Origin of the sequence: Thermosediminibacter oceani DSM 16646 (assembly GCF_000144645.1) — a bacterium.
GTDB classification, from domain to species: Bacteria; Bacillota; Thermosediminibacteria; order Thermosediminibacterales; family Thermosediminibacteraceae; genus Thermosediminibacter; species Thermosediminibacter oceani.
The window spans coordinates 152264-164091 of record NC_014377.1; the positions used below are offsets into that span (position 1 = coordinate 152264).

Annotated in this window: 5 protein-coding genes and 3 rRNA genes; 5 read left to right on the forward strand and 3 right to left on the reverse strand. The window is 48.5% G+C overall.

Annotated elements, in window-relative coordinates; all coding sequences use genetic code 11:
• Nucleotides 1–207: 207 nt before the first annotated feature.
• The 3 genes from brnQ (TOCE_RS00820) to TOCE_RS00830 form a co-directional block, all read right to left on the reverse strand.
• Nucleotides 208–1509 (reverse strand): branched-chain amino acid transport system II carrier protein, encoded by a 1302-nt coding sequence (gene brnQ, locus TOCE_RS00820; protein ID WP_013275002.1) that lies wholly within the window; start codon nucleotides 1507–1509, stop codon nucleotides 208–210.
• A gap of 207 nt (nucleotides 1510–1716) precedes the next feature.
• Nucleotides 1717–3018 carry a branched-chain amino acid transport system II carrier protein gene (brnQ, locus tag TOCE_RS00825; RefSeq protein WP_013275003.1) on the reverse strand — a complete coding sequence of 434 codons (1302 nt, stop codon included), beginning with the start codon at nucleotides 3016–3018 and terminating at the stop codon, nucleotides 1717–1719.
• A 188-nt stretch (nucleotides 3019–3206) separates the two neighbouring features.
• Entirely contained in the window at nucleotides 3207–4097 is an 891-nt protein-coding gene (locus tag TOCE_RS00830; RefSeq protein WP_013275004.1) for a cation diffusion facilitator family transporter, read from the reverse strand.
• Nucleotides 4098–4489: 392 nt separating this feature from the next.
• Between TOCE_RS00830 and greA the strand changes: the two genes are divergently transcribed.
• The 5 genes from greA to rrf all read left to right on the forward strand — a co-directional run bounded on the left by greA (nucleotide 4490) and on the right by rrf (nucleotide 11575).
• The gene (gene greA / locus TOCE_RS00835) at nucleotides 4490–4966 is read left to right on the forward strand and encodes a transcription elongation factor GreA (protein WP_013275005.1); all 477 of its coding nucleotides are present in this window, start codon (nucleotides 4490–4492) and stop codon (nucleotides 4964–4966) included.
• 20 nt (nucleotides 4967–4986) lie between these two features.
• Nucleotides 4987–6459, forward strand: coding sequence for a lysine--tRNA ligase (lysS, locus tag TOCE_RS00840; protein WP_013275006.1), 1473 nt, complete (start codon nucleotides 4987–4989; stop codon nucleotides 6457–6459).
• Nucleotides 6460–6772: 313 nt separating this feature from the next.
• Nucleotides 6773–8292, forward strand: a 16S ribosomal RNA gene (locus tag TOCE_RS00845).
• A 107-nt stretch (nucleotides 8293–8399) separates the two neighbouring features.
• A 23S ribosomal RNA gene (locus TOCE_RS00850) occupies nucleotides 8400–11364 on the forward strand.
• 96 nt (nucleotides 11365–11460) lie between these two features.
• A 5S ribosomal RNA gene (rrf, locus tag TOCE_RS00855) occupies nucleotides 11461–11575 on the forward strand.
• Together the 16S, 23S and 5S rRNA genes form the textbook arrangement of a ribosomal RNA operon.
• Nucleotides 11576–11828 lie beyond the last annotated feature (253 nt).

Genomic DNA, 11828 nt, shown 5'->3' on the forward strand with positions numbered 1-11828 from the left:
TTCTTTTTAGTAAAGATACTATTCCGCAATAGGATATTACCAACAATATAATGGAAAAGATTATATAAATTACTTTTACCCCGAAAGTTTCCGTAAGCCAGCGATATATTTTCTTCGGTATGATGAACTTTGGTTGAATATTCACCTCTATAAATTCTATTATTATGTCATTGACTTTGTCCTCCATATGCCAAATCAGACCTCATATTAGTTATTTTCTTTTTCCAATGTCTTGTTGAAAGCAGAATGCATCATGCCTAACATAATTCCAAAAATTGCTGTATATACCCAGGCGAATCCTTCTTTGGCAAAAGGCAAATAATACATAACTTCATATATTTTATTAACGTTTAATCCGGCTGCTGACAATCCATCAACAACACTTATCAGCAACGTAAAAATGGTTGCATATACATAACAACGATTATTTTTAATAAACGAACCGAAGGCGTTCATCAGGATTAAAACTATGACTACCGGATATACCGATACCAGAATCGGGACTGAGAATTTAATAATCTTTTCTACTCCAAAAGCACCCATAAAAGCGCTGAAGAGGGATATAATTACTACCATGGTCTTATAGCTAATCCTGTTTTTTGTCAAGCGGCTGAAATATTCGGCGGCAGTTGCCGTTAAACCTACCGATGTGGTCATGCATGCAAGAGAGACTGCAAGCCCGAGAGCGACTTTGCCGAAACTCCCGAATTCCTTTTCGACTATGGAAATTAATAACGCTGTCTTTCCTATTTCTCCATCAAAGAGGGTCGAAGCAGTAGCCCCGAGATACATAAGACCGCCGTATACGAAAAGTAACCCAAGGGCAGCTATTAGTCCGGAAAGAATTGTTAATTTGATCTGATCCCCTGGCTTATCATATCCTTTTTCTCTTACTGCATTTACTATGATTCCTGCAAGAATTATAGAACCGAGGGCATCCATTGTTTGATAGCCTTCCATAAAGGATCTACCAAAAGCATTCGGTATTTTAGAAGCAGTAAATCCGCCTATGGGGTCTATTATTCCTTTGATTATGATTATAGCGAGCATTATAAGTAGAGTAGGGGTTAATATTTTACCTATATAATCTATTACCTTAGATCGGTTAATAGTAAAATATATGTTTATTGCAAAATAGATTAAACATGCCAGCAATATGTTGAAATCCGGCATAATCGGTGCTATACCCATTTCATACGTAGTTGCTCCCGTCCTCGGTATTGCAAGAAGAGGTCCGATGCATAAAACAATAGCAAAGTTCAATGCATTTGCGAAAGTTTTGCCTGCTTTGCCGGCAAAATTATCAAAACTTCCTTCGTTTAGGGCCACTGTAATAATACCTAAGAGTGGAAGGCCTATACCGGTGAGCATAAATCCTAACAATCCCAAAAACCATTTGCTGCTCAATTGAAAACCTATAGACGGCGGAAAGATCAGGTTACCTGCCCCGAAAAACATAGCAAAAAGGGCAAAGCCAATTACAATAACGTCTTGGAGTTTTTTATTCATCGGCCGACACCTCCTGCAAAAATATAAAAAATTTTTAGCATTAAAAGGTCATTTTAAAATATTATCTTTTGTTGACAATATTATAACATAATTTAATACTTGTCGACAGGGTTTTATAAGGTATGAAAAAGGGAAGTTAAGAAAGGGCCGTTCGGGAAAAAGTCACGGCCCCTTGACTTTGTCGTCCATAGATGGAAAGACCTCATATTAGTTATTTTCTTTTTCCAATGTCTTATTGAAAGCAGAATGCATCATGCCCAGCATAATTCCAAAAATTGCTGTATATACCCAGGCGAATCCTTCTTTGGCAAAAGGCAAATAATACATAACTTCATATATTTTATTAACGTTTAATCCGGCTGCTGACAATCCATCAACAACACTTATCAGCAACGTAAAAATGGTTGCATATACATAGCAACGATTATTTTTAATAAACGGACCAAAGGCGTTCATCAGGATTAAAACTATGACTACCGGATATACCGATACCAGAATTGGGACTGAGAATTTAATAATCTTTTCTACTCCAAAAGCACCCATAAAAGCGCTGAAGAGGGATATAATTACTACCATGGTCTTATAGCTAATCCTGTTTTTTGTCAAGCGGCTGAAATATTCGGCGGCAGTTGCCGTTAAACCTACCGATGTGGTCATGCATGCAAGAGAGACTGCAAGCCCGAGAGCGACTTTGCCGAAATTCCCGAATTCCTTTTCGATTATGGAAATTAATAACACTGTCTTTCCTATTTCTCCATCAAAGAGGGTCGAAGCAGTAGCCCCGAGATACATAAGACCGCCGTATACGAAAAGTAACCCAAGGGCAGCTATTAGTCCGGAAAGAATTGTTAATTTGATCTTATCCCCTACATCGTTATATCCTCTTTCTTTTATTGCATTTATTATGATTCCTGCAAAAATAGTAGAAGCAAGGGCATCCATTGTCTGATATCCTTCTAAAAAGGATTTACCAAAGGGATTCGGTATTTTAGAAGCAGTAAATCCGCCTATTGGGTCTATTATTCCTTTGATTATGATTATCGCGAGCATTATAAGTAGAGTAGGGGTTAATATTTTACCTACGTTGTCTATTACCCTGGATTGGTTAATAGTAAAATATATGTTTATTGCAAAATAGATTAAACATGCCAGCAATATGTTGAAATCCGGCATAATCGGTGCTATACCCATTTCATACGTAGTTGCTCCCGTCCTCGGTATTGCAAGAAGAGGTCCGATACATAAAACAATAACAAAATTTAATGCATTTGCGAAAGTCTTGCCTGCTTTGCCGGCAAAATTATCAAAACTTCCTTCGTTTTGAGCCATTGCAATAATGCCTAAGAGTGGAAGACCAATGCCGGTAAGCATGAATCCTAAAAAGCCCAAAAACCATTTGCTGCTCAACTGAAAACCTATAGACGGCGGAAAGATCAGGTTACCTGCCCCGAAAAACATAGCAAAGAGGGCAAAACCAATCACCATTAAGTCGCTGAATTTTTTGTTCATCGGTCACACCTCCTGCAAAATATAAAAAATTTTTAGCATTGAAAGGTCATTTTAAAATATTATCTTTAGTTGTTAATATTATAACATACTTTTAATACTTTTCGACAAGTTTTGATGAGATGTAAAAAGAGAACCTGCCTTGGGGAAATAAAAAAAGGGCCGTTTTCGGGGGAAAAGTAACGGCCCCTTTAAGTATTTTGGTTGGATGAGTCCGGATAAGGTTCTATATGGATGAGGATGTGGTGGGCGCCTTTGAAGTTGCGGCGTATTTCCTCTTCGATAGAATGGTGGAGCCTGTGGGATTCCTCCACGGTCATCGATGGGTTTACCAGTATGTGAAGGTCCATGGAAAAATCGTCCTCCCGCCCGCGGGTTCTCACTCCGTGGCAGTCCACGACTCCTCTTATGTTCCTGACTAAAGAAGCTATCTTTTCCGGGTCGACCACTGCGGCGTCGCACAGGACTCTGCTGGTATCCTTTATAATCTCAATGCCGGCTTTTAATATCAGCAGGGCTATTACAAAGGATATTAAAGGATCTACAATTGGATATCCCAGCTTAACTGCGATAAGGCCTGCGATAACCGACAATGATACGTATAAGTCGCTCCTTGTATGAGCGGCGTCGGATATCAGAATGTGGCTGTGGAGCTTTTTGCCTTCCATGTCCTCGTATAATATTACCCCTATATTGACGGCCAAGGTGATGAACATGATAATAAGGCTGAAGGAATTCACTTCGGGAATCCGTGGGTTAAGGAGTCTTTCGATACCGCTTTTGATTATATTGAAACTCACCAGGAATAGCATCAACGCTATTCCGGTAGCCGTAAAAGTCTCGAATTTTCCGTGCCCGTACGGGTGGGTCGCGTCGGCGGGTTTCGACGCAAGGGCGGCGCCGATGAGGCCGATTATATTGGTGCTGGCGTCGGAAAGGGAGTGAAAGCCGTCGGCCATCATGCTTGAGGACGATATGCTGTAACCTACCAGAATTTTCAAAAAGGCTACCGACAGGTTAAGGCCCAGCACAGCCCACAAAACCTTTTTAATTTTTTTAAAATTTTCCACCCTTTCGTTCATCAGTTACTCCTCCAGTAAATAGTCGCGAAAGAGTAGCTCTTCGCGACATTTTATGAGATTATAACATAACGAAAGTATCGGGTCAACAAACGTAAAAATGGAGGTATTAAAGCCTTTGACTTTATATACATATTATATTACAGTGAAAACTGTTGGTTACTCAAAGCGGCGCTATTAAAACGATAAATTATAGAAAATTCTTGACAACGACTAGCCGCTGCATTATAATAACAAAAGTATAAAAAGGGGGTTTTGTCGAGGTGACGGCGAAAGCTTAACGTGACGCTGACGATCGGTTTTTCCGTTTTATACTAGAATAAATGTGGGGCTCGAGGTATATATTATAGACATGTATTTCAAAAATTTATAATATCCAAGAGGGGAGAAAGAGTATGCCGAAAAAGGAAGTTGTATTGACTCAGGAAGGGCTGAGAAAATTAGAAAAGGAGCTGGAGTATCTCAAGTCCGTTAAGAGGAAAGAAGTAGCCGATCGCATAAAACAGGCCATATCCTTCGGTGACCTCAGCGAGAATTCCGAATACGACGAGGCCAAAAACGAGCAGGCCTTCGTCGAAGGCAAAATCGCCATGCTGGAAGAAAAGCTGAGGAATGCCAAGGTTATAGATGATGCCGACATTTCCACCGAGACGGTTACCCTGGGCTCCAAGGTGCTGATAAGAGATCTGGATACCGAGGAAGCCATCGAGTATACCATCGTCAGTTCCGCCGAAGCCAATCCCATTGACTTCAAAATATCCAACGAATCTCCCGTCGGCAAAGCCCTTATGGGGGCCAAAAAGGGCGACGTGATCGAGATATCGGTGCCGGCGGGCCAGGTAAGGTACAGGGTGGAAGAGATAAAGAAGTAATCTAATTGGAGGGTTAATTGATGGGGAATTTGGAGCTTGAAGCCAACGAAATAATAAGGGCTAGACTGCAGAAACTGGAGGAACTCCGTTCCATGGGGATAGCCCCATACGGGCAAAAATACGTTAGAACTCACAACTGCCTTGAGATCAAAGAGAACTTCGAGAAGCTCGAAGGCAGCGAGACTTCTATAGCCGGACGAATAATGGCCATACGGGGTCACGGCAAGGCGGCTTTTTTTGACATTCAGGACGAAAAGGGCCGCCTGCAAATATACATAAAGAAGGACCACGTGGGTGACGAAGTTTACGAGATCTTTAAGAAACTCGACATCGGGGACATTATAGGCGTAGAAGGGAAAATATTCAAAACTCAAAAAGGTGAGATATCGGTCATGGCCGACAGGATAACGGTGCTGGCCAAATCTTTAAGACCCCTGCCCGAGAAGTGGCACGGCTTGAAAGATGTGGATACAAGATACCGCCAACGCTACCTGGACCTCATCGTGAACCCCGATGTGAGGAGGACCTTCGTCACCAGAAGCAAAATAATAAGGGCTATAAGGAACTACCTGGACAGTCGCGGATTTATAGAGGTAGAGACGCCGGTACTCACGCCTCTGGCGGGTGGTGCGGCCGCAAGGCCCTTCATAACCCACCACAACGCGCTCGACATTGACCTGTACCTGCGGATCGCCACCGAGCTTTATTTAAAGAGGCTCATCGTCGGCGGCTTTGAAAAGGTCTACGAGATAGGCAAGGATTTCAGGAATGAAGGTATATCGATAAAGCATAATCCCGAATTCACGATGATAGAACTCTACCAGGCTTACGCTGACTACCAAGATATGATGGAACTTACCGAAGACATGATTTCCCACGTGGCGAAAGAAGTGTTGGGGACTACGAAGGTGGTATATCAGGGCGAGGAAATAGACCTCACTCCACCCTGGACCAGAATGACCATGGTGGAGGCTGTAAAGAAATACGCCGGGGTGGACTTTAACGAGCTGAAAACCGATGAGGAGGCAAGAGCGGTTGCCAGAAAACTGGGCCTTGAAGTTGGAGATAATGATACCAGGGGCAAGGTTTTAAATACCATATTCGAGGAAAAGGTGGAAGAACACCTGGTTCAGCCTACTTTTATACTGGACTACCCCATCGAGATATCGCCTCTGGCCAAGCGAAAAGAGGACAACCCCGATTTCACTTACCGATTCGAGCTCTTTATAACCCGCAGGGAAACGGCAAATGCCTTTTCCGAGCTGAACGACCCAATCGATCAGCGGGAGAGGTTCCTGCAGCAGCTAAAAGAACGGGAGGCCGGAGACGAGGAGGCCCATGCCTTTGATGAGGACTTCATAAACGCTCTGGAGTACGGAATGCCTCCGACGGGAGGGCTCGGGATAGGCATAGATCGGCTGGTAATGCTGCTTACGGACTCCTATTCCATAAGGGACGTCATCCTGTTCCCCACCATGAGGCCAAAGTCCTAATCCGTAGAAAAAATGAGGTATATAAAGTATCGCTGGTTTTAATGCATAAAATTGCCGGATAAAGACAATTAATAATGGTTGAAACGAGACTCAGCTTTGTGGTATATTACCCTTTGCGACGCCACGGTAGCAAAAAACGACACAGATATCGAAAAAAATGACAAAAGGTGTTGCAAAAAAACAAAAAACGTGGTAATATAAATAACTGTGGCGCAAGATCCTTGAAAACTGAACAGTGTCACGCCTGAGAGTTTCAACGGACAAAAGGTGTGTAATTGAGATAAGGAAAGCCGAAAGGCTTAATTGGAAGGATTAACCTGAGAGTTTGATCCTGGCTCAGGACGAACGCTGGCGGCGTGCCTAACACATGCAAGTCGAGCGGGGTAAATTGAGTGGTTTTCCACGAGATTTACCCAGCGGCGGACGGGTGAGTAACACGTAGGCAACCTACCCACCACACGGGGATAGCCCTGGGAAACCGGGGGTAATACCCGATACCTTTACTGGCTGCATGGCTGGTAAAGAAAGCGATTTAGCGGTGGTGGATGGGCCTGCGGCCCATCAGCTAGTTGGCGGGGTAACGGCCCACCAAGGCGACGACGGGTAGCCGGCCTGAGAGGGTGGACGGCCACACTGGGACTGGGACACGGCCCAGACTCCTACGGGAGGCAGCAGTGGGGAATCTTGGGCAATGGGGGAAACCCTGACCCAGCGACGCCGCGTGGAGGAAGAAGGCCTTCGGGTTGTAAACTCCTGTCACCGGGGACGAAGAGGACGGTACCCGGGGAGGAAGCCCCGGCTAACTACGTGCCAGCAGCCGCGGTAATACGTAGGGGGCGAGCGTTGTCCGGAATCACTGGGCGTAAAGGGCGTGTAGGCGGGTCTGCAAGTTGCGGGTAAAAAGCCAGGGCTCAACCCTGGAGGTGCCTGCAAAACTGCGGATCTTGAGGGCGGGAGAGGAGAGTGGAATTCCCGGAGTAGCGGTGAAATGCGTAGATACCGGGAGGAACACCAGTGGCGAAGGCGGCTCTCTGGACCGACCCTGACGCTGAGGCGCGAAAGCTAGGGGAGCGAACGGGATTAGATACCCCGGTAGTCCTAGCCGTAAACGATGGTCACTAGGTGTGGGCAGTTGTCAAGCTGTCCGTGCCGGAGCTAACGCAATAAGTGACCCGCCTGGGGAGTACGGCCGCAAGGTTGAAACTCAAAGGAATTGACGGGGGCCCGCACAAGCGGTGGAGCATGTGGTTTAATTCGAAGCAACGCGAAGAACCTTACCAGGCCTTGACATGCAGGTAGTAGCGAACCGAAAGGGGAGCGACCCGAGGGAAACCGAGGGAGCCTGCACAGGTGGTGCATGGTTGTCGTCAGCTCGTGTCGTGAGATGTTGGGTTAAGTCCCGCAACGAGCGCAACCCCTACCTCTAGTTGCCAGCGGGTAAAGCCGGGCACTCTAGAGGAACTGCCGCCGACAAGGCGGAGGAAGGTGGGGATGACGTCAAATCATCATGCCCTTTATGGCCTGGGCCACACACGTGCTACAATGGCCGGTACAGCGGGAAGCGAAGGCGCGAGCTGGAGCGAATCCCTAAAAACCGGTCTCAGTTCAGATTGCAGGCTGCAACTCGCCTGCATGAAGGCGGAATCGCTAGTAATCGCGGATCAGCATGCCGCGGTGAATACGTTCCCGGGCCTTGTACACACCGCCCGTCACACCATGGGAGTTGGCAACACCCGAAGCCGGCATAAGATGCCGTCGAAGGTGGGGCCAGCGACTGGGGTGAAGTCGTAACAAGGTAGCCGTACCGGAAGGTGCGGCTGGATCACCTCCTTTCTAAGGAGCTTGACCGGGCGTGACACTGTTTGGTTATATAAATTTTAGAAGGGAACTGCACCTTGAAAATTACACAGTGGGTATGAAAATGAGCGTCTGAGGCTTTTGGTCAAGCTACTAAGGGCACACGGTGGATGCCTTGGCGCGAGGGGGCGAAGAAGGGCGCGGCAAGCGGCGAAACGCCCCGGGGAGCTGCAAGCAAGCGTTGATCCGGGGGTACCCGAATGGGGGAACCCACCGCAGGAGAACCTGCGGTATCCCATGCTGAACACATAGGCATGGGAGGCGAACCGGGGGAACTGAAACATCTAAGTACCCCGAGGAAAAGAAAGCAACAGCGATTCCCTGAGTAGCGGCGAGCGAAAGGGGAAGAGCCCAAACCCATCATGTGTAAAAGGCCGCCACCGTTGCATGATGGGGGTTGAGGGAGTGCCGGGCCTGACTGGCGGTAAGGCGAGGCGAGCTGAAGGGGTAGCCGAACACCGCTGGAAAGCGGGGCCGCAGAAGGTGACAGCCCTGTAGGCGAAACTCTGACAGCCGTCTGGCACATCCCGAGTACCACGGGACACGTGGAACCCCGTGGGAAGCAGGGAGGACCATCTTCCAAGGCTAAATACCACCTTGCGACCGATAGCGCATAGTACCGTGAGGGAAAGGTGAAAAGAACCCCGGGAGGGGAGTGAAATAGAACCTGAAACCGTGTGTCTACAAGCAGAGGGAGCGGAAGCGACCTCGTACTTTTTGCAGAACGGACCGGCGAGTTACTGTGCCAAGCGAGGTTAAGGTGCTAGAGCACCGGAGCCGAAGCGAAAGCGAGTCTGAAGAGGGCGATAGTTTGGCGCAGTAGACCCGAAACCGCGTGATCTACCCATGGCCAGGGTGAAGCGGAACTAACCTTCCGTGGAGGCCCGAACCACGTTGACGTTGAAAAGTCATGGGATGAGCTGTGGGTAGGGGTGAAATGCCAATCGAACGCGGAGATAGCTGGTTCTCCCCGAAATAGCTTTAGGGCTAGCCTCAACTGGACCTGCTCGGAGGTAGAGCACTGAATGGGCTAGGGGCCGAGAGGTTACCGAACCCTATCAAACTCCGAATGCCGGGCAGAGGATAGTTGGGAGTCAGACTATGGGGGATAAGCTTCATAGTCGAGAGGGGAACAGCCCAGACCGTCAGCTAAGGTCCCGAAGTAAGCCTAAGTGGGGAAGGATGTGGCACTGCTGAGACAACCAGGATGTTGGCTTAGAAGCAGCCATCATTTAAAGAGTGCGTAATAGCTCACTGGTCAAGCGGTGCTGCGCCGAAAATGTAACGGGGCTGAAGGCTTACACCGAAGCTGCGGATGATGGCCGTAAGGTCATCGTGGTAGGGGAGCGTTCCTACTGGGCCGAAGCTTAACCGGAAGGTTAGGTGGACTGGTAGGAAGTGAGAATGTCGGTATAAGTAGCGAGAGGCAGGTGAGAATCCTGCCCGCCGAAAGCCTAAGGATTCCTGAGGAAGGCTCGTCCGCTCAGGGTTAGCCGGGGCCTAAGCCGAGGCATGGAATGCGTAGGCGATGGACAACGGGTTGACAATCCCGTGCCACCCGAGACCGTTTGAGCGAAGGGGTGACGCAGGAGGGTAGGCCGAGCGCGCGGTTGGTAGAGCGCGTCCAAACCCAAAGGCTAGCCAGATAGGCAAAACCGTCTGGCGGTGCTGAAGGGTGACGGGGAGGGAAAAAAAGTACCGAAGCGGCTGAACCCACACTGCCAAGAAAAGCCTCTAGCGAGGTTGAGGGTGCCCGTACTGCAAACCGACACAGGTAGGCGAGGAGAGAATCCTAAGGCGAACGGGAGAACCCTCGTTAAGGAACTCGGCAAACTGACCCCGTAACTTCGGGAGAAGGGGTGCCCGAGTAGCTGGTAGGAAACTGCTGGTGAAAGGGCCGCAGAGAATAGGCCCAAGCGACTGTTTAGCAAAAACACAGGTCTCTGCTAAGGAGGAATCCGACGTATAGGGGCTGACGCCTGCCCGGTGCTGGAAGGTTAAGGGGAGGGGTTAGCGGGAAACCGCGAAGCCTCGAACCGAAGCCCCAGTGAACGGCGGCCGTAACTATAACGGTCCTAAGGTAGCGAAATTCCTTGTCGGGTAAGTTCCGACCCGCACGAAAGGCGTAACGACTTGGGCGCTGTCTTGACGAGGGGCCCGGCGAAATTGTAGTATGAGTGAAGATGCTCATTACCCGCAGCTGGACGGAAAGACCCCGTGGAGCTTTACTGTAGCCTGATATTGGATTTCGGCATTGGATGTACAGGATAGGTGGGAGGCAGAGAACCTGGCTCGTCAGGGCCAGGGGAGCCGCCGGTGGGATACCACTCTTCCAATGCTGAAGTTCTAACCACGAGCCGTAAGCCGGCGGTGGGACAGTGTCAGGTGGGCAGTTTGACTGGGGCGGTCGCCTCCTAAAGGGTAACGGAGGCGCCCAAAGGTCACCTCAGCGCGGTTAGGAATCGCGCGATGAGTGCAAAGGCATAAGGTGGCCTAACTGCGAGAGAGACGTCTCGAGCAGTGTCGAAAGACGGGCTTAGTGATCCGGCGGTACTGAATGGGAAGGCCGTCGCTCAACGGATAAAAGCTACCCCGGGGATAACAGGCTGATCTCCCCCAAGAGTCCACATCGACGGGGAGGTTTGGCACCTCGATGTCGGCTCGTCGCATCCTGGGGCCGGAGCAGGTCCCAAGGGTTGGGCTGTTCGCCCATTAAAGCGGCACGCGAGCTGGGTTCAGAACGTCGTGAGACAGTTCGGTCCCTATCCGCTGCGGGCGCAGGATACTTGAGGGGATCCGCCCCTAGTACGAGAGGACCGGGGTGGACGGACCGATGGTGTACCAGTTGTCTCGCCAGGGGCACAGCTGGGTAGCCAAGTCCGGAAGGGATAAGCACTGAAAGCATCTAAGTGCGAAGCCCACCCCAAGATAAGGTATCCCACCCGAAAGGGGTAAGACACCGGGGAGACGACCCGGTAGATAGGCCAGGGGTGTAAGGGTCGTGAGGCCTTGAGCCGACTGGTACTAATCAGTCGAGGGCTTGACCAAGAAAAAAGCATACCCACTGTGTGATTTTGAGGGTGCAGTATTGACGCACTGAAAAAGAATGGATTAAAATTTGATGTAAAAAAGCGAAAGAAAGATTTCGGTGGCCATAGCGGAGGGGAAACACCGGTTCCCATTCCGAACACACAGGTTAAGCCCTCCAGCGCCGATGGTACTGGGGGAGGTCCCCTGGGAGAGTAGGTCGCCGCCGAAATCTTATTTTTATATATTCCGCTAAAAAGACCTTGATCAATCAGGTCTTTTTTTATTTTAATATCAATTTTTCTGTAGGTAAGGACATAGTATCCAATTTTAAATAACGTAAATTGAGATTGCCGACAGCTATTTGTCGGCAGTTTTTCACATATTTACCCAAAAAATGACCATTTTGTAGTATAATGTTTTTATATTATAATGAATGGGAGAAAAATTATGACGGAATATGTGGAAATTGCTCATGCTGTTAT